Here is an 18,958-nt window from a genome sequence, read left to right as displayed (position 1 = left end):
CCGGATAACGGGAACCCGACCCTCACATCACGGTTGCGCATCCATTCATCTGCGGGTCTGGCGGCTGATCGCAGCGCCGATGAAGACTCCCCACCCAAGAGCCGCCGGGTCCCCGGGGAAACGGTTCGCTCCCTGCACGTCGCTTGTCGTTCCGCACCGCTTTTCGCGTACTTCCGCACGGCTTTCCGCACGGCACCCGCACCTCATCCGCACCGCAGCAGCACCGCTCCGAGCGTGCCCGGGCATGCCCGAAAACGCACCGAGCACCACTGCACCTCCCGCACTTCCTGCATTTCCTGCACCTCCCGCACTTTGTTCAGTCCTGCGTGTCACCACGCACAAGAGCGCCACTCCGCACCAACGCCGCCACAGCGGCGGGCATGGGCCGGCAACCCGTCGGCCGAGAGGGGTCCCACCACGATGACGGCACCACTGCACGACACGAGCGCGGAACCAACCGCACCCGTGGCCGTAGCCGACGTCCCTGCGAAGGCCATCGAAGGCCGCTCGCCCGGCCGTATCGCCTGGATGCGGCTCAAGCGCGACAAGGTCGCGCTCACCGGCGGCGTGGTCGTGATCCTCCTGATCCTCGTGGCGGTGTTCGCGCCGCAGATCGTGAGCCTGCTGGGCCACCCGCCCAACGAGTTCCACGAGGACATGATCGACCCGGACCTCGGCACGCCGCTCGGCTCCTGGGGCGGCATCAGCTCCGACTTCCTGCTGGGCGTCGAACCCACCAACGGACGCGACGTGTTCAGCCGGATCGTCTACGGCGCCCGCATCTCGCTGGTCGTCGCCTTCCTGGCCGCCTTCGTCTCGGTCGCCATCGGCAGCCTGCTCGGCGCGCTCGCCGGGTTCCTCGGCGGCTGGGTGGACGGCGTCATCAGCCGCCTGATGGACCTGCTGCTGGCCTTCCCGCAGCTGCTGTTCACCATCGCACTGGTCTCGGTCGTACCCAACTCCCTCTGGGGGTTCGAGGGTTCGGGCGTCCGGATGGGCGTGCTGATCGTCGTGATCGGCTTCTTCGGATGGCCGTACATCGGCCGTATCGTCCGCGGCCAGACGATCTCGCTGCGCGAACGCGAGTACGTGGAGGCGGCGCGCAGCCTCGGCGCCGGCCGCGGCTACATCCTGGTCAAGGAGCTGCTGCCCAACCTGGTCGCGCCGATCCTGGTCTACGCGACGCTGATCATTCCGACCAACATCCTCACGGAGGCGGCCCTCAGCTTCCTCGGCGCCGGCGTCAAGCCGCCGACCGCGTCCTGGGGAAAGATGCTCTCCGACGCCGTCCCCATCTACCAGGACGACCCCATGTACATGGTGGTCCCGGGTATGACGATCTTCATCACCGTCCTGGCGTTCAACCTCTTCGGGGACGGGCTGCGTGACGCACTCGACCCCAAGGGCAGCTGAACCGCTCCACCGATTCACCCACCTCTGGAGGTTGGACCAACGTGATCCGCAGAAAGCAGGCCCTCGCGATCACCGCCGTGATCGCCGCGCTGTCGCTGACCGCCGCGTGCGGCGGCAACGACGGCGACAAGAAGACCGAGGGCAAGGGCGCCGGCGGCGCCGCCTTCAACGCCGCCACCACCGGCATCGTGAACCCGTCCACCGAGAAGGGCGGCGAGCTCAAGCTCTGGTCGCCGCAGGACGTCGACTACCTCGACCCGGCGCGTGCCTACTACGGCTTCGTGTGGAACATGCAGCGGCTCTACGTCCGCCAGCTGCTGGCGTACGACAGCAAGCCGGGCGTGGCGGGCACCAAGCTGGTCCCGGACCTCGCCGAGGCCCTGCCCGTGATCAGCAACGAGGGCAAGACGTACACCCTCAAGATCAAGGACGGCGTGAAGTTCGAGGACGGCACGCCGATCACCTCGAAGGACATCAAGTACGGCGTCGAGCGCGTCTTCGCGCAGGACGTGCTGTCCGGCGGTCCCACCTACCTGATCGACCTGCTCGACCAGGGGCAGAAGTACCCCGGCCCGTACAAGGACACCGACCCCGGCAAGATGGGTCTGAAGTCCGTCGAGACGCCGGACGACAAGACGATCGTCTTCAACCTGGCGAGCGCCAACTCCGACTTCAGCTACCTGCTGGCCATGCCGTCCTCCTCGCCGGTCCCGGCGGGCAAGGACACCGGCGCCACGTACACCAACAAGCCGGTCTCCACCGGCCCGTACAAGGTGGAGAGCTTCACCGCCAGCAAGGGCGCGACCTTCGTCCGCAACGAGAACTGGGACCCGAAGACGGACCCGATCCGCACGGGCCTGCCGGACAAGGTCACCTTCACGGTCACCACCAACCCGGACGACATGGACGCCCGTCTGCTGTCCGGCGACATCGACCTCGCCGTGGACGGCACCGGTGTGCAGCAGGCCGCGAAGAACAAGATCCTCAAGGACGAGAAGCTCAAGCAGAACGCGGACAACCCGTTCACGGGCTACATCCGCTACTTCGCCTTCCCGCAGACCGTCGCGCCGTTCGACAACATCGAGTGCCGCAAGGCCGTCATCTACGCGGCCGACCCGAAGTCCCTGCAGACCGCCCGCGGCGGCCCGACCAGCGGTGACCTCGGCGCCAACATGCTGCCGCCCGGCATCCCCGGCTCCGACAAGTCCTACGACCCGTTCGGCCTGACCAAGGGACAGCCGCAGGAGGCCAAGGCCAAGGAGGCCCTCAAGGCCTGCGGCAAGCCGGACGGCTTCGAGACCGTCATCGCGGTCCGCAACAACCGCGCCCCCGAGGTGAAGACGGCCGAGTCCCTCCAGGCCTCGCTCGCCAAGGTCGGCATCAAGGCCACCATCGACCAGTACGACGGCAAGCTCTCCTCCTCCACGATCGGTTCGCCCGAGAACGTGAAGAAGAAGGGCTACGGCATCATCGTCATGGGCTGGGGCGCCGACTACAACTCCGGCTCGGGCTTCCTCCAGCCGCTGGTCGACGGCTCGTTCATCCAGCCGAACGCCAACAACAACTACACCGAGCTGAACGACCCCGAGGTCAACGGCCTGTTCGACAAGGCCGCCGCGGCCGCCACGCCGGAAGCCGCCGCCCCGTTCTACACGGAGATCAACAAGAAGGTCATGGAGAAGGCGCTCTACCTTCCCATCAACTTCGACAAGGCCTTCGTCTACCACAACCCGCGGCTGACGAACGTCTACTTCAACGACTCCCTCGGCAAGATCGACCTCGCCGTCATCGGCGTCGGCAAGTGATCCCGTAGGCCAGTCGCCACGTAACAACAGGCAAGTGCCTTCACCGCACATGCGCTAGTCCGAAGGGCAGGTGAAGGCCGCAGGCGGCGGCTGCCGTCCCCACGAGGGACGGCGGCCGCCCGCCCCGGGCGGCCGACTGCAGTGCTCGTCTACCTCATACGGCGACTGTTCAACGTCGTCGCCACGCTGCTGGTGGTCTCCGTGGTCACCTTCGGCATCTTCTTCGCGGTCCCGAAGATCACGGGCAGCGATCCGGCCCTCATGTACGCCGGCCGCGAGACCAACGAGACCGCCCTGGCGGGCATCCGCGTGAAGATGGGCTTCGACAAGCCCATCTCCGAGCAGTACCTGACCTTCGTCAAGGGCATCTTCGTCGGCCGCGACTACGACGGCGGCACCGAGGTCACCCACTGCGACGCGCCGTGCTTCGGCTACTCGTTCAAGACCGAGGCGCCCGTGTGGGACACCATGGTGGACCGCATGCCGGTCACCCTCTCGCTCGCCCTCGGCGCGGCGGTCATCTGGGTGCTCGCCGGCGTGGCGACCGGTGTGATCTCGGCACTCAAACGCCGGACCGCCATCGACCGCACCGTCATGGTCGGCGCCCTCGCCGGCGTCTCCCTCCCCATCTTCTTCACCGGCATGGTGGCCCCCGCGATCTTCGTCTACAGCCTCGGCTGGCTGGACGTGTCCAACTACAAGCCCCTCACGGAGGATCCCGGGGCCTGGCTGAACGCCCTGATCCTCCCGTGGGTCACCCTCGCCTTCCTCTTCGCCGCCACGTACGCCCGCATCACGCGCGCCACGATGCTGGAGGTCCTCGGCGAGGACTACATCCGCACCGCCCGGGCCAAGGGCCTCAAGGAGGGCGTGGTCATCCGCAAGCACGCCCTGCGCTCCACCCTCACCCCGGTCGTCACGATGTTCGGCCTCGACCTCGGCGGGCTCCTCGGCGGCGCGGTGCTCACCGAGACCACCTTCAACTTCCAGGGGCTCGGGACGGCGGCCGTCGCCGCCATCGGTCAGGGCGACCTCCCCGTGATCATGGGGGTCACCCTGCTCGCCGCGCTCTTCGTGGTGATGGCCAACCTGATCGTGGACCTGCTGTACGCCGTCATCGACCCGCGCGTGAGGCTGACGTGACCGAGAACCACCCCACTTCCGGCGCGGCCGCCGGACCCGGCTCCGGCGAGACGCCCGCCGACGGGCCCGCGTTCGTCCCCGAGCAGGCCGGCCCCCGCGGCAGCGGCGCCTTCCTGTCCGTACGCGACCTCAAGGTCCACTTCCCGACCGACGACGGCCTGGTCAAGTCGGTGGACGGGCTCTCCTTCGACCTGGAGCGCGGCAAGACCCTCGGCATCGTCGGCGAGTCCGGCTCCGGCAAGTCGGTGACCTCGCTGGCCATCATGGGCCTGCACCGCACCGGCAACGCGCGCAGCCGCCCGCACATCTCCGGCGAGGTCGTCCTGGACGGCGAGGACCTCGTCAGGGCCGACGCCGACCACGTGCGCAAGCTGCGCGGGCGCAAGATGGCGATGGTCTTCCAGGACCCGCTGTCCGCGATGCACCCCTACTACACGGTCGGCAAACAGATCGTCGAGGCGTACCGCACCCACCACGACGTGGACAAGAAGGCCGCCCGGCGGCGCGCCGTCGAGATGCTCGACCGGGTCGGCATCCCCGAGCCCCACCGGCGCGTGGACGCCTACCCGCACGAGTTCTCCGGCGGCATGCGCCAGCGCGCGATGATCGCGATGGCGCTGGTCAACAACCCCGAGCTGCTGATCGCGGACGAGCCGACCACCGCCCTGGACGTCACCGTCCAGGCGCAGATCCTCGACCTGATCCGCGACCTGCAGCGGGAGTTCGGCTCCGCCGTCATCATGATCACCCACGACCTGGGCGTGGTCGCCGAGATGGCCGACGACATCCTCGTGATGTACGGAGGCCGGTGCGTCGAGCGCGGCACCGCCGACAAGGTCTTCTACGAGCCCCGCCACCCCTACACCTGGGGGCTGCTCGGCTCCATGCCGCGCATCGACCGCGAGCAGACCGAGCGCCTCATCCCGGTCAAGGGCTCGCCGCCCAGCCTCATCAACATCCCGAGCGGCTGCGCCTTCAACCCGCGCTGCCCGTACGCCGACGTCCCCAAGGGCGGCATCACCCGCACCCGGCGGCCCGAGCTGACCGAGGACGGCGGCGGGCACTGGTCCGCCTGCCACATGTCGCAGGAGGAGCGGACCCGGATCTGGACCGAAGAGATTGCGCCGAAGCTGTGACCGACATGAAGAAGAAGGCGGACGAGCCCGCCGCGGACGCGCAGGCACCGGCCGGCGAGCCGCTGCTCAAGGTGACCGGCCTGGTCAAGCACTTCCCCATCAACAAGGGGCTGCTGCGCCGCCAGGTCGGCGCGGTCAAGGCCGTCGACGGGATCGACTTCGAGGTCCGGCGCGGTGAGACGCTCGGCGTGGTCGGCGAGTCCGGCTGCGGCAAGTCGACCATGGGCCGGCTGATCACCCGGCTGCTGGAGCCGACGGGCGGCAGGGTCGAGTTCGAGGGGCGGGACATCACGCACCTCGGGGTCGCCGGGATGCGCCCGCTGCGCCGCGACGTCCAGATGATCTTCCAGGACCCGTACGGCTCCCTGAACCCGCGGCACACGGTCGGCACGATCGTCAGCGCCCCCTTCAAGCTCCAGGGTGTGGAGCCGGAGGGCGGGCTCAAGGCGGAGGTGCAGCGGCTGCTGTCGCTGGTGGGCCTCAACCCCGAGCACTACAACCGCTACCCGCACGAGTTCTCCGGCGGCCAGCGCCAGCGCATCGGCATCGCCCGGGCCCTGGCCCTGAAGCCGAAGCTGGTCGTCGCAGACGAGCCGGTCTCGGCGCTGGACGTGTCGATCCAGGCCCAGGTGGTGAACCTGCTGGACGACCTCCAGGAGGAGCTGGGCCTCACGTACGTGATCATCGCGCACGACCTGTCGGTCATCCGGCACGTCTCGGACCGCATCGCGGTGATGTACCTCGGCAAGATCGTGGAGCTGGCCGACCGGACCTCGCTCTACACCAGCCCGATGCACCCCTACACCAAGGCGCTGCTGTCGGCCGTGCCGGTGCCGGACCCGCGCCGGCGCGGTGCGAAGAGCGGTCGCATCCTGCTCAAGGGCGACGTGCCCTCGCCGATCTCCCCGCCGAGCGGCTGCCGCTTCCACACGCGCTGCTGGAAGGCCACGCAGATCTGCGCCGTGCAGGAGCCGCCGATGGTCGCGCCGGCCACCGGCCACCAGGTGGCCTGCCACCACCCCGAGAACGCACCCGACCAGGCGCCGGGCGACCCCGCCCTGCCGGGGGCCGCGGAGGCGCTGGCCAAGGTCGCGGACTAGGTCCCGGCCCGCCTGGGCACGATACGTCCGGTGGTCCGGTCACCGAGTAGCGGTCGGTGACCGGGCCACCGGTCATTCCCAGTGACAATGGGGCGGTGCTCCACGATCTCTTCCCGCCCGACGTCCAGCACGCCCTGGACCTCGCGGGCATCTTCGTCTTCGCCACCGCGGGCGCCCTGCTCGCCGTACGCAAGAACTTCGACGTCTTCGGCATCGCCGTCCTCGCCGAGGTCACGGCGCTGGGCGGCGGCCTCTTCCGCGACCTGGTCATCGGTGCCGTCCCGCCGGCCGCCTTCGGCGAGCTCAGCTTCTTCGTCACCCCGCTGATCGCCGCGGCCTTCGTCTTCTTCCTGCACCCCGAGGTGCAGCGGATCAACCGCGCCATCAACGTCTTCGACGCCGCCGGCCTCGCCCTCTTCTGCGTCACCGGCACGACGAAGGCGTACGAGTACGGCCTGGGGCTGACCGCGTCCGCCGCGCTGGGCCTGGCCACGGCCGTCGGCGGCGGCGTCCTGCGCGACGTCCTCGCCAACGAGGTGCCCTCGCTGCTGCGCGACCGCGAGATGTACGCCGTGCCCGCCACCGTCGGCGCCGCGATGGTGGCCATCTCCATCGGCCTCGGCGCCCTCAACGCGCTGACGACGGCCGTCGCCATCGTCACCACCTTCGTGCTGCGGCTGCTCGCCATGCGGTTCCACTGGCGGGCCCCGCTGGCCTGGAACCGCCGTTCCTCGGTCGCCGAAGAGCCGTGACCTGCACGTCACTCTGAAAAGCTACCGCTTAGTAGCTTCGCGTTGTAGGCTCGTTTCCATGGCATACGCAGCGGCCCAGGCCTCCATCGGCGACAGCGAGTTCGACCGCGACACCACCATCACCGCGCGTGCGGGCGAGCCCGGGGTGTACGACGCGGAACTCTCCGCCGGCTGGACGATCATCACCGCCGTCAACGGCGGCTATCTGCTGGCCCTGGTCGGCCGGGCCCTGTCGGCGGCCCTGCCGCACCCGGACCCCTTCACCGTCTCCGCCCACTACCTGACCTCCTCCGAGCCCGGCCCCGCGGTGATCCGCACCGAGGTCGTCCGGATCGGCCGGACCCTGTCCACCGGCCAGGCCTCCCTGTTCCAGTTCGACGAGAACGGCGCCGAGGTCGAGCGGATCCGCGTCGTCGCCTCCTACGGCGACCTCGCCTCCCTCCCGGACGACGTCCGCACCACGGCCCTGCCGCCGGCGATCCCGCCGTACGAGGCCTGCCTCGGCCCGGAGGCCGGCCCGGCCCCCATCCCCGGCAGCACCGCGATCGTCGACCGGCTCCGGCTGCGCCTGGACCCGGCGACCGCGGGCTGGGCGCTCGGCGCACCCTCCGGCAAGGGCGAGATGCGGGCCTGGTTCGAGCTGGCCGACGGCCGTGACGCGGACCCGCTCTCCCTGCTGCTCGCGGTCGACGCCCTCCCGCCGACCTGCTTCGACCTGGGTCTGATGGGCTGGAGCCCGACCGTGGAGCTGACCGCGCACATCCGCCGTCGGCCGGCGCCCGGCCCGCTGCGGGTCGCGATCACCACGCGGAACCTGGCCGGCGGCTTCCTGGAGGAGGACGCCGAGATCTGGGACTCCGAGGACCGGCTGGTGGCACAGTCCCGCCAGCTGGCCCGCGCCCCGCGCCCCTGAACCGGCCGGCGGCACGGCGGGATCCGCGGCAGGCGGCGCGCGGCCGCAGCACTGTACCGCTGCCCCGGCTGTCCCGGCTGCCCGGCTGTGCCGCGACACCGTGCCGCCCCCGTGCGGCCTCCGGCCCCGGTGCGGCTTCCGGCCCCGGCCCCCTTCGCGGGGGTCGGGGCCGGGGCCGTTTCCTCGCGGCCGGGGCCGGGTCGTCCGCGGGCCGGGGACGCGCCGGTCCCGCGGGGCGGTGGAGCGGCGGTCGAGGGGGCGGGGGCGCCGTGGGGTGCGGGCGCCGGGGGGCTCGTAGAATCAGAGGATCATGGCCTACCTCGACCACGCCGCCACCACCCCGATGCTCCCGGAGGCCGCTGCGGCGATGACCGCGCAGTTCGCCGTCACGGGGAACGCGTCCTCCCTGCACGCCGCCGGCCGCCGTGCCCGCCGCACCGTCGAGGAGGCCCGCGAGGCACTCGCCGAGGCACTCGGCGCCCGCCCCAGCGAGGTGGTCTTCACCGCCGGCGGCACCGAGGCCGACAACCTCGCCGTCAAGGGCCTGTACTGGGCCCGACGCGGCCAGGACCCCGACCGCACCCGGGTGCTCGCGAGCCCCGTGGAGCACCACGCCGTCCTCGACGCCGTCCACTGGCTCGCCGAGCACGAGGGCGCACGGGTCGAGTACCTTCCGGTGGACCGCTACGGCCGCATCGACCCCGAAGACCTGCGCGCGGCCATCGCACGCAACCCCGAGGACGTCGCCCTCGCCACCGTGATGTGGGCCAACAACGAGATCGGCACCGTCATGCCGGTGCACGAACTGGCCGCAGTGGCACGCGAGTTCGGCGTTCCGCTGCACTCCGACGCGGTACAGGCCGTGGGCCAGCTCGACGTCCGCTTCGGCGACAGCGGACTCGCCGCGATGACCGTCAGCGGCCACAAGATCGGCGGCCCGTACGGCATCGGCGCACTGCTCCTCGGCCGCGACCAGACTCCCGTGCCCGTCCTGCACGGCGGCGGCCAGGAGCGGCACGTCCGCTCCGGCACCCTCGACGTCCCCGCCGTCGCCGCCTTCTCGGTGGCCGCCGTCCTCGCCGCCGAGCGGCGCGAACGGTTCGCCGCCGAGGTCGGGCACCTGCGGGACGAGCTGGTCCGCGCCGTGCTCGCGGCCGTACCCGACGCCGTCCTCGGCGGGGACCCCGACAACCGGCTCCCGGCCAACGCCCACTTCAGCTTCCCCGGCTGCGAGGGCGACTCCCTGCTGCTCCTGCTGGACGCCCAGGGCATCGAGTGCTCCACCGGATCCGCCTGCACCGCGGGCGTGGCCCAACCCAGCCACGTCCTGCTCGCCACCGGCACCGACCCGCAGCTCGCCCGCGGCACCCTGCGCTTCTCCCTCGGCCACACCTCCACAGCGCAGGACGTCGCAGCCCTGGCCGCGGCCATCGGCCCGGCGGTGGAGCGCGCCCGCACGGCCGGCCTCAGCTAGGGCGGTGACCGGAAGGGCCCACCGCACTGGCGCGGTCACGGCAGCGCTAGGCGGTGCCTTCCGGCTGCCGCAGCTCGGACACGTCGAGGGTGTCGGCCGGCGGCGGCGTCTTGGACGGGACCGGCTCGTCGTATTCGGAGAAGTCGGCCTCCCCCTGCACGCCGCCGATCTGCCCCTCGATCCGCAGCAGGTAGGGCTTGCCCTCGGTGGCGACGTAGAACGTGGCCCAGTCGGCCCCGGAGCGGCCGGTGACCGCGATCGCGGGCGTGCCCTTGACGACGGACTTCGCGCCCTTCTTCACATCGTCCCGGGCGAACGGCTCCGGCATGTACGAGCGCTGGAGGTGGGAGACGTTGCAGGCGGCGGAGAACTCGCGCAGCGAGGAGTCGTCGGCGCGGCCGTGCATCCACCTGCCCCGCAGCGCCTCGGTCGTCGCCCTGCCGGACTCCTCCGGGACCTGGACCTTCATGAACGTCGCGTCCGGTTTCATCCAGACGTCCTGCCCGCGCTTGATGATCTCCAGGCGGCCCCCCTTCGGAACCACCTCGACGGTGCCGGCGCAGTTGCCGTCCCGGTCGAGGCGGAAGTCCACGACGTACGTGCCGCTCGCGTCCTTGGTCTGCCCCTGCCAGTGCAGGGAGCGGGCCGTGAGGAGCGACTGCCGGGCCGTCTCCGCGATCACGTGGGCGGGCTTGGCCTCGATGCCGTTCCCGTCCGACGCGGCCGTCCCCGCCAGCAGGGTGCCGGCCGCCACCACGACCACCGCGAGCCTGGACATCGCCTCACCTCCGACGCGGGGCAGGCCACAAGATCAGCGTAGGCCGGACGGGCGGGCTCCGCAGCCCCGGCCCGGCCGCCCGGTTCAGCCGGAGCCGGTCCGGTCGAGCTCGGCCCGCACCAGGCGCAGGTACTTCTCCCAGTCCCAGTGCGGCCCCGGGTCCGTGTGGTCGGTGCCCGGCACCTCGGAGTGCGCCAGGACGTGCTTGCGGTCGACGGGTATTCGGTACCTCCGGCAGATGTCGGCGGCCAGGCGCGCCGAGGCCGCGTACATCGCGTCGGTGAAGTCCTGCGGCCGCTCGACGAAGCCCACGTGCTCGATGCCGATGCTGCGCTCGTTCATCGAGCGGTTCCCGGAGTGGAAGGCGACGTCCAGCTCCCGCACCATCTGCTCGACATGGCCGTCCTGGCGGACTATGTAGTGCGCCGAGGCCCGGTGCCACGGGTTCTTGAAGGCGTCCACCGAGGACGCGAAGCCGCCCTGCGTCACATGCACCACGATGCGGTCCACCCGGTAGTCGTCCGGCCGGTCCGCCAGCCGCCAGTTCGCCGGCGAGGCCGCGGTCCAGCCCGCGCCCGCGTAGTCCAGCTCGCCCTCCTTGCGCGGCTTGGACACCCCGGGCAGCAGCCACCACAGCCGTCGCGCCTCGTCGGCTCCGGCCACCCCCGCCACCGCGAGGAGCCCGAGCCCCCCGAACAGCACCGCCCGGCGGGTCCTGCTCCTCCCCGCCCCGGCCGCCGCCCCCGTCGTCGCACCCTTGTCCGCCATGTGATCCACCCCCTGCACCCGACAACGCGCTGTGACCCCGGACGGTTCCCCCGTACTCTGGAAGGCGCTATGACTGAGAACCCGCAGCGCACCGCCCGTCCCCTCCGCGTCCTGGCCGCCATGTCCGGCGGCGTGGACTCCGCCGTCGCCGCCGCCCGCGCGGTCGAAGCCGGGCACGACGTGACCGGGGTCCACCTGGCACTCTCCGCGAATCCGCAGTCCTTCCGGACCGGCGCGCGCGGCTGCTGCACCATCGAGGACTCCCGCGACGCCCGCCGCGCCGCCGACGTCATCGGCATCCCGTTCTACTGCTGGGACCTCGCCGAGCGCTTCCGCGAGGACGTCGTCGAGGACTTCATCGCCGAGTACGAGGCCGGGCGCACCCCGAACCCCTGCCTGCGCTGCAACGAGAAGATCAAGTTCGCGGCGCTGCTGGACAAGGCCCTCGCCCTCGGTTTCGACGCCGTCTGCACCGGCCACTACGCGACGATCGTGGTCAACGAGGACGGCTCCCGCGAGCTGCACCGCGCCTCCGACATGGCCAAGGACCAGTCGTACGTCCTCGGCGTCCTCGACGAGCAGCAGCTCGCCCACGCCCTCTTCCCGCTCGGTGACACGATCACCACCAAGGAGGAGATCCGCGCCGAGGCGGAGCGCCGCGGGCTCGCCGTCGCGAAGAAGCCCGACAGCCACGACATCTGCTTCATCGCCGACGGCGACACCCAGGGCTTCCTCGCGAAGCGCCTCGGCAAGGCCGAGGGCGACATCGTCGACGAGTCCGGTGCCAAGGTCGGCAGCCACGACGGCGCGTACGGCTTCACCATCGGCCAGCGCAAGGGCCTGCGCATCGGCCACCCGGCCCCCGACGGCAAGCCGCGCTACGTCCTCGACATCTCCCCGGTGAACAACACGGTCACCGTCGGCCCCGCCGAGTCCCTCGACGTCGGTGCCCTCACCGCGATCCGCCCCCGCTGGTGCGGCTCCACGCCCGCCGCCGCGGGCACCTACACCGCGCAGCTGCGCGCCCACGGCGGCGAGACCGAGGTCTTCGCCGAGGTGGTGGACGGCGAGCTGCGGGTGCGCTTCACCGAGCCGGTCCGCGGCGTGGCCCCCGGCCAGGCGATCGTGCTGTACGACGGCACCCGCGTCGTCGGCTCCGCCACCATCGCGACGACCACCCGCGCCGCCGCCGCGTCCGTCTGAGCCCTCGGGCCAGGCGGGCCCGGGGGGCCGGAGGGAGCGGTCAGGCCACCGTCAGGACGATCTTGCCGGTGGTGCGGCCCTGCTCGCCGATCTCGTGGGCCTTCGCGGCCAGCTCCAGCGGCAGCACCGTCTCGACCAGCGGCCTGAGCAGCCCCCGGTCGGCCAGGGCGGCGATCTCCTCCAGGCCCTTGCGGTCCGGCTCGACCAGCGTCCAGGCCGCGTGCACCCCGCGCTCCGCGGCCCCGGCCGGGACGTCGTCCGGCCCCGGCAGGGACACCAGGCGCCCACCCGGCTTCAGGACCTCCAGCGACCGCTGGGCGATCTCGCCGCCCAGGGTGTCCAGCACCACGTCCACGTCCGCGACGACCTCGGCGAAGTCCTGCGACCGGTAGTCGACGACCTCGTCGGCGCCCAGCTCGCGCAGGACCCCGTGCTTGGCGGCGCTCGCGGTGCCGATCACGTACGCCCCGCGGGCCTTGGCGATCTGCACGGCGAGGTGCCCGACGCCGCCGGCCGCCGCGTGGACCAGGACGCGCTCGCCCGGCCGGACGTCCGCACCGTCCACCAGGGCCTGCCACGCGGTCAGCGCCGCCAGCGGCAGCGCGGCCGCCTCGACGTGGTCCAGCGAGGCCGGCTTGCGGGCGAAGTGCCGGGCCGGAGCGGCCACGTACTCGGCGTACCCGCCCGCCTGCCGCGGGAAGTGCGGCATGCCGTACACCTCGTCGCCCGGGCGGTACAGCGTCACGCCCGGACCGACCGCCTCGACGGTGCCCGAGACGTCCCAGCCCACGATCGGGACCTCACCCCAGCCGATCAGGGCGCCGCTGGCCCGGGTCTTCCAGTCCACCGGGTTCACACCGGCCGCGTGGACCCGCACCAGGATCTCGTTCAGGCCCGGCTCCGGCCGGGCCGTCTCGACCTCGGTGAGGACCTCGGGACCGCCCCACTCGCTGACGACGACGGCACGCATGAATGTCTCCTTGCTGATGATCTGTGCCGGTTTTCCCGGCCGTGCCACCAGCTTGGACCGCCGCGCACCCTCGTGGTGGTGGCCGGATGGCCACCATGTGACAGAATCTGGCCATGCACCGTGTAGCCGTACTCGCCCTGGAGGGCGTCGCCCCTTTCGAGCTCGGCATGCCCTCGCGGGTCTTCGGGAACGCCGTCACCGAGGACGGCAGCGCCCTGTACGAGGTCACCGTCTGCACCGCCGACGGCCGTCCCGTGGCCAGTGACGCCGGCTTCACCATCGGCGTCACCGCCGGGCCCGAAGCCCTCGCCGCCGCCGACACCGTGATCGTCCCGCCCACCCACGGCATGCCCGGCCTGCTGCGCGGCGAGCCCCTGCCACAGCCCCTCGCCGAGGCCCTGGCCGGGATCCGCCCCGGCACCCGTACCGTCTCCATCTGCACCGGCTCCGAGGTCCTCGCCGCCGCCGGGCTGCTCGACGGCCGCACCGCCACCACCCACTGGGTGCACGCGCCGGAGTTCCGGCGGGCCTTCCCGCGGGTCAGGCTCGACGAGGACGTCCTCTTCGTCGACGACGGCGACGTCCTCACCTCGGCCGGCGTCGCCGCCGGCATCGACCTGTGCCTCTACCTCGTGCGCGCCGACCACGGCACCGCGGTCGCCAACCGCGCCGCCCGGCTGTGCGTCGTGCCGCCGTGGCGCGACGGCGGCCAGGCCCAGTACATCGACCGGCCCGTCCCGGAACCCACCGTCGCCACCACCACCGAGGCCCGCGCCTGGGCCATGGAACACCTCGACGAGCCGCTCACCCTGGGCCAGCTCGCCGAGCAGGCCCGGATGAGCCTGCGCACCTTCACGCGACGCTTCCGCGACGAGGTCGGCATGACCCCGGTGCAGTGGCTGACCGCACAACGCCTCGACCTGGCACGCCAGTTGCTGGAATCCAGCGACCTGCCCGTGGACCTCGTCGCGCACCGCTCCGGCTTCGGATCCGCCAACTCCCTGCGCCAGCACATGCGCAGCTCGCTCGGCACCTCACCGATCGCCTACCGCCGGGCGTTCCGCCCGGCCGCCGCGGCGGCATGACCCCACAGGTCATCGACGCGCCCGCCCGCCCCTTGCGACGATGACCCCAACAGCCCGCGCACCGCACGGAAGTTGGGGGAACACCATGACCGCCTACGCCATCGGCCACATCCGCCCCGAGACGATGAACGAGGACATCCTCCGCTACATCGAGACCATCCAGGCCACGATGGACCCCTTCGGGGGCCGCTTCCTCGTCCACGGCGGCGGCCCGGTCGAAGTCCTGGAGGGGTCCTTCACCAGCAGCCTCGTGATCATCGCCTTCCCGGACATGGAGCGCGCCCGCGCCTGGTACGCCTCGGAGGCCTACCAGGAGATCCTCCCCCTGCGCACCCGCCACATCGAGGGCGACATCTTCCTCGCCGAGGGCGTCCCGCCCACCTACGACGCCACCCGCACCGCCGCCCGGATCCGCGAGGAAGCAGGCCTGTGACGCCGCCGCGGCCGGGCGCGCGGGCCGGGGAGCGGGGGTGGGGCCCCGGGGTGCGAGCATGGGCGGTATGGCTACTCATCTGATCACCGGGGCCGGTGCCGGCATCGGCGCCGCCGTCGCGGACCGGCTGCACGCCCGCGGCGACGACCTGGTCCTGCTCGCCCGCGACGCCGGCCGGGCCCGGCAGCTCGTCGAGCGCTACCCCGGCGCCCGCACGCTCGTCGGGGACCTCGCCGACCCCGACCGGCTGTCCTGGGCCTTCTCCCACCAGACCGTCCCCGACCGGATCGACTCCCTGCTGCACATCGCCGGGATCGTCGACCTCGGGCCGGTGGGGGAGCTCGGCCCCAAGACCTGGCACGAGCAGCTCAACGTGAACCTGGTCGCCCCCGCGGAGGTCACCCGGCTGCTGCTGCCGACCCTGCGCGTCTCCAAGGCCACCGTCGTCTTCGTCAACTCCGGCGCCGGCCTGACCGCCCACGCCGACTGGAGCGCGTACGCCGCCTCCAAGCACGGCCTCAAGGCGCTCGCCGACTCGCTGCGCGCCGAGGAGCGGGCCAACGGCATCCGCGTCACCTCCGTCTACCCGGGCCGCACCGCCACCGCGATGCAGGCCAAGGTGCACTCCCAGGAGGGCAAGGAGTACGACCCGGCCGCCTGGATCGACCCGGAGTCCGTGGCGACCACGATCCTGATGGCCCTCGACCTCCCCCGCGACGCCGAGGTCAACGACCTGACCGTGAGGCCCGGCCGATGACCGCGAGCGCCACCGGCGTCGGCTCCCTGCCCGGCGGAGACGCCCGCGAGGCCGCCAAGACCGTCACCGGGTCCTTCGAGGACTTCCCGTACCTGGCCGAACTGCCCGCCCGCGGGCCGGGCGCCGACATGATCGGCCGCTCGCTCGGGCTGCTCGTCGACCTGTACGCGCACGTCGAGCCCAGCGGCTGGCGGCTCAGCGACCGGCCCGGCCGCGACACCCGGCGCTCCCGGTCCTGGCTCGGCGAGGACCTGGACGCCCTGGAGGAGTTCACCCAGGGCTACGAGGGCAAGCTCAAGGTCCAGGCCGTCGGCCCGTGGACGCTGGCCGCCGCCCTGGAGCTGCACAGCGGCGAGGCGGTGGTCCGGGACGCCGGCGCCTGCCGCGACCTGGCCGCCTCGCTCGCCGAGGGGCTGCGCGGACACCTCGCCGAGGTGCGCAAGCGGATCCCCGGCGCCGAGATCGTCCTCCAGTTCGACGAGCCGTCGCTGACCGCGGTGCTGCGCGGCCGGGTGCGCACGGCCAGCGGGTACCGCACCTACCGGGCCGTGGACCGGCAGGTGGTCGAGGGGACCCTGCGCGAGCTGTTCGCCGTGCACGACGGGGAGGTGGTCGTGCACTCCTGCGCGCCCGAGGTCCCCTTCGACATGCTCCGGCGCGCCGGCGCCGCCGGGGTTTCGTTCGATTTCTCCCTGCTCACGGAGCGCGAGGACGACGCCCTCGGCGAAGCCGTCGAGAGCGGCATGAAACTCTTCGCCGGAGTGGTGCCGGGGACCGATGCCCCGTTGTCGGACCCGGGCGGTAGCGTCATGGGTGTCAGGAAGCTTTGGCGCAGGCTGGGGCTGGCTCCGGGGACTCTGGCGGAGTCCGTCGTGGTCACCCCGGCGTGCGGTCTGGCGGGCGCCTCGCCCGCCTACGCCCGCGCGGTGCAGGCGCACTGCGTCAGGGCGGCGAGATCGCTCGCCGACAACCCTGAGTGACGGACCGAGACGGGGCACGGGAGGACACGGCATGGCAGCCGAACAGCAGGACGCGGCGGTACCGGCGGAGGTGCGCGAGCAGCACCAGCTGCTCGCCGAGCAGGTCGAGGAGCACCGCTTCCGGTACTACGTGAAGGACCAGCCGGTCATCAGCGACGCCGAGTTCGACCAGCTGCTGCGTTCCCTGGAGGCGCTGGAGGAGCAGTACCCGGAGCTGCGCACGCCCGACTCGCCGACCCAGAAGGTGGCCGGGTCGTACGAGACGGACTTCGCCTCCGTCGAGCACCGCGAGCGCATGATGTCCCTCGACAACGCCTTCGACGACGCGGAGCTCTCGGCCTGGGCCGACCGGGTCGCCCGCGACGTGGGCTCCTCGCAGTTCCACTACCTGTGCGAGCTCAAGGTCGACGGCCTCGCCGTCAACCTCACGTACGAGCACGGGCGCCTCACCCGGGCCGCCACCCGCGGCGACGGCCGCACCGGCGAGGACATCACCCCGAACGTACGGACCATCGCGGAGATCCCGGACCGGCTCAAGGGCGACCGGATCCCGGCGCTGGTGGAGATCCGCGGCGAGGTCTTCTTCCCCATGGAGAAGTTCGAGGAGCTCAACGCCCGGCTGGTCGCGGCCGGGGACAAGCCCTTCGCCAACCCGCGCAACGCCGCCGCCGGTTCGCTGCGCCAGAAGGACCCGAAGGTCACCGCCACCCGCCCGCTGCACATGGTGGTGCACGGCCTCGGCGCCCGCGAGGGCTTCGAGATCGGCCGGCTGTCCGAGGCGTACGCCCTGCTGCACGAGTGGGGCCTGCCCACCGCCCGGCACAACGAGGTCGTGGGCAGCCTGAAGGAAGTCCAGGCCTTCATCGCCCGGTTCGGCGAGAACCGGCACTCCGTGGAGCACGAGATCGACGGCGTCGTCGTCAAGCTCGACGAGATCCCGCTACAGGGCCGGCTGGGCTCCACGGCACGCGCCCCGCGCTGGGCCATCGCCTGGAAGTACGCGCCGGAAGAGGTGAACACCAAGCTGGTGGACATCAAGGTCGGCGTCGGCCGCACCGGGCGGGTGACCCCGTACGCCCAGGTGGAGCCGGTGACGGTGGCCGGCTCCGAGGTCGAGTTCGCCACCCTGCACAACCAGGACGTGGTCAAGGCCAAGGGCGTCCTCATCGGGGACACGGTGGTGCTGCGCAAGGCCGGGGACGTCATCCCGGAGATCCTCGGCCCCGTGGTCGACCTGCGCGACGGCACCGAGCGGGAGTTCGTGATGCCCGCCGAGTGCCCCGAGTGCGGCACCCCGCTGCGCCCGATGAAGGAGGGCGACATCGACCTCCGCTGCCCGAACGGGCGGACCTGCCCGGCGCAGCTGCGCGAGCGGCTGTTCTACCTGGGCGGCCGCCAGTGCCTCGACATCGAGAACTTCGGCGCCGTGGCCGCGGCCGCCCTCACCCGGCCGCTGGAGCCGGCCGAGCCGCCGGTGGTCGACGAGGGCGACCTGTTCGACCTGACGATCGAGCAGCTGCTGCCCATCAAGGCGTACGTCCTCGACCCCGACAGCGGGCTGCCCAGGCGCGACCCGAAGACCGGCGAGGAGAAGATCGTCACGGTCTTCGCCAACCAGAAGGGCGAGCCGAAGAAGAACACCCTGGCGATGCTGGAGAACATCGCCGCGGCCAAGGACCGCCCGCTCGCCCGCGTCATCAACGGCCTGTCGATCCGTCACGTCGGCCCGGTGGCCGCCGAGGCGCTGGCCCGCGAGTTCCGCTCCGTCGAGCGGATCGAGCGGGCCACCGAGGAGGAGCTCGCCGCGACCGAGGGGGTCGGCCCGATCATCGCCGCCTCCCTCAAGGAGTGGTTCGCCGTCGACTGGCACCAGGAGATCCTGCGCAAGTGGCGGGCGGCCGGCGTCCGGATGGAGGAGGAGGGTTCCGGCGAGGAGGAGGGGCCGCGCCCCCTGGAGGGCCTCACCGTCGTCGTCACCGGCACCCTGCAGGACCACACCCGGGACGGCGCCAAGGACGCCCTGCAGAGCCGGGGCGCCAAGGTGACCGGATCGGTCTCCAAGAAGACCGACTTCGTCGTGGTCGGCGACAACCCCGGCTCGAAGTACGACAAGGCGGTCCAGCTGAAGCTGGCCATTCTCGACGAGGCGGGCTTCGCGGTGCTGCTGGAGCAGGGCCCCGACGCGGCGCGCGGGGCGGCCCTCCCGCTGGACGGCGGCACTGCGGCGGAATAGCACGGCCGGACGACG

17 protein-coding genes are annotated in these 18,958 nt (G+C 72.0%); 14 read left to right on the top strand and 3 right to left on the bottom strand.

What is annotated here, in order from left to right; translation table 11 throughout:
- Positions 1-420: 420 nt before the first annotated feature.
- The 8 genes from ACSHWO_RS10850 (at position 421) to ACSHWO_RS10815 (ending at position 9,736) form a co-directional block, all read left to right on the top strand.
- Positions 421-1,413, top strand: coding sequence for an ABC transporter permease (locus ACSHWO_RS10850; RefSeq protein WP_361088716.1), 993 nt, complete (start codon positions 421-423; stop codon positions 1,411-1,413).
- A gap of 41 nt (positions 1,414-1,454) precedes the next feature.
- Positions 1,455-3,218, top strand: coding sequence for an ABC transporter substrate-binding protein (locus ACSHWO_RS10845; protein ID WP_361088714.1), 1,764 nt, complete (start codon positions 1,455-1,457; stop codon positions 3,216-3,218).
- 141 nt (positions 3,219-3,359) lie between these two features.
- Positions 3,360-4,361, top strand: coding sequence for an ABC transporter permease (locus ACSHWO_RS10840; RefSeq protein WP_404233687.1), 1,002 nt, complete (start codon positions 3,360-3,362; stop codon positions 4,359-4,361).
- A gap of 113 nt (positions 4,362-4,474) precedes the next feature.
- Positions 4,475-5,497, top strand: coding sequence for an ABC transporter ATP-binding protein (locus tag ACSHWO_RS10835; protein WP_361089279.1), 1,023 nt, complete (start codon positions 4,475-4,477; stop codon positions 5,495-5,497).
- A gap of 5 nt (positions 5,498-5,502) precedes the next feature.
- Positions 5,503-6,597 carry an ABC transporter ATP-binding protein gene (locus ACSHWO_RS10830; protein WP_361088710.1) on the top strand — a complete coding sequence of 365 codons (1,095 nt, stop codon included), beginning with the start codon at positions 5,503-5,505 and terminating at the stop codon, positions 6,595-6,597.
- Between the two features lie 95 nt (positions 6,598-6,692).
- Positions 6,693-7,349, top strand: a complete 657-nt coding sequence (locus ACSHWO_RS10825; protein WP_385846378.1) for a trimeric intracellular cation channel family protein — start codon at positions 6,693-6,695, stop codon at positions 7,347-7,349.
- Between the two features lie 58 nt (positions 7,350-7,407).
- Positions 7,408-8,262, top strand: a complete 855-nt coding sequence (locus ACSHWO_RS10820) for a thioesterase family protein (RefSeq protein ID WP_361088706.1) — start codon at positions 7,408-7,410, stop codon at positions 8,260-8,262.
- Between the two features lie 310 nt (positions 8,263-8,572).
- On the top strand, positions 8,573-9,736 hold the full coding sequence (locus ACSHWO_RS10815; RefSeq protein ID WP_361088704.1) for a cysteine desulfurase family protein: 1,164 nt from the start codon (positions 8,573-8,575) through the stop codon (positions 9,734-9,736).
- 46 nt (positions 9,737-9,782) lie between these two features.
- Here the strand turns inward: ACSHWO_RS10815 and ACSHWO_RS10810 are convergent, their stop codons facing one another.
- Both ACSHWO_RS10810 and ACSHWO_RS10805 read right to left on the bottom strand, forming a co-directional pair.
- Positions 9,783-10,514: a hypothetical protein gene (locus ACSHWO_RS10810; protein ID WP_438311448.1), complete on the bottom strand. Its 732-nt coding sequence runs from the start codon at positions 10,512-10,514 to the stop codon at positions 9,783-9,785.
- Positions 10,515-10,598: 84 nt separating this feature from the next.
- Positions 10,599-11,282, bottom strand: coding sequence for an N-acetylmuramoyl-L-alanine amidase (locus ACSHWO_RS10805; RefSeq protein WP_361088700.1), 684 nt, complete (start codon positions 11,280-11,282; stop codon positions 10,599-10,601).
- A 69-nt stretch (positions 11,283-11,351) separates the two neighbouring features.
- Here ACSHWO_RS10805 and mnmA point away from each other — a divergent pair, with 69 nt between their 5' ends.
- Entirely contained in the window at positions 11,352-12,485 is a 1,134-nt protein-coding gene (mnmA, locus tag ACSHWO_RS10800) for a tRNA 2-thiouridine(34) synthase MnmA (RefSeq protein ID WP_385846391.1), read from the top strand.
- Between the two features lie 40 nt (positions 12,486-12,525).
- On the opposite strand, the gene ACSHWO_RS10795 is transcribed toward mnmA, so the two are convergent.
- On the bottom strand, positions 12,526-13,455 hold the full coding sequence (locus ACSHWO_RS10795) for an NADP-dependent oxidoreductase (RefSeq protein WP_438311446.1): 930 nt from the start codon (positions 13,453-13,455) through the stop codon (positions 12,526-12,528).
- Between the two features lie 113 nt (positions 13,456-13,568).
- Here ACSHWO_RS10795 and ACSHWO_RS10790 point away from each other — a divergent pair, with 113 nt between their 5' ends.
- From ACSHWO_RS10790 to ligA, 5 genes are all read left to right on the top strand, one after another.
- Positions 13,569-14,540: a GlxA family transcriptional regulator gene (locus ACSHWO_RS10790; RefSeq protein WP_438311444.1), complete on the top strand. Its 972-nt coding sequence runs from the start codon at positions 13,569-13,571 to the stop codon at positions 14,538-14,540.
- Positions 14,541-14,625: 85 nt separating this feature from the next.
- Positions 14,626-14,973, top strand: a complete 348-nt coding sequence (locus tag ACSHWO_RS10785) for a DUF1330 domain-containing protein (RefSeq protein ID WP_385846406.1) — start codon at positions 14,626-14,628, stop codon at positions 14,971-14,973.
- 67 nt (positions 14,974-15,040) lie between these two features.
- Positions 15,041-15,730, top strand: coding sequence for an SDR family oxidoreductase (locus ACSHWO_RS10780; RefSeq protein WP_361088690.1), 690 nt, complete (start codon positions 15,041-15,043; stop codon positions 15,728-15,730).
- Complete coding sequence (locus ACSHWO_RS10775; RefSeq protein ID WP_438311440.1) at positions 15,727-16,710, top strand: methionine synthase; 984 nt, start codon at positions 15,727-15,729, stop codon at positions 16,708-16,710. Before ACSHWO_RS10780 ends, ACSHWO_RS10775 begins: the two co-directional genes overlap by 4 nt.
- Positions 16,711-16,741: 31 nt before the next feature.
- Positions 16,742-18,943 carry an NAD-dependent DNA ligase LigA gene (gene ligA / locus ACSHWO_RS10770; protein ID WP_438311438.1) on the top strand — a complete coding sequence of 734 codons (2,202 nt, stop codon included), beginning with the start codon at positions 16,742-16,744 and terminating at the stop codon, positions 18,941-18,943.
- Positions 18,944-18,958: the final 15 nt, after the last annotated feature.

Source organism: Streptomyces pallidus (ex Mingjun et al. 2026) (assembly GCF_051550185.1).
Taxonomy (GTDB): domain Bacteria; phylum Actinomycetota; class Actinomycetes; order Streptomycetales; family Streptomycetaceae; genus Streptomyces.
This window is presented reverse-complemented; position numbering and strand designations above follow the sequence as displayed.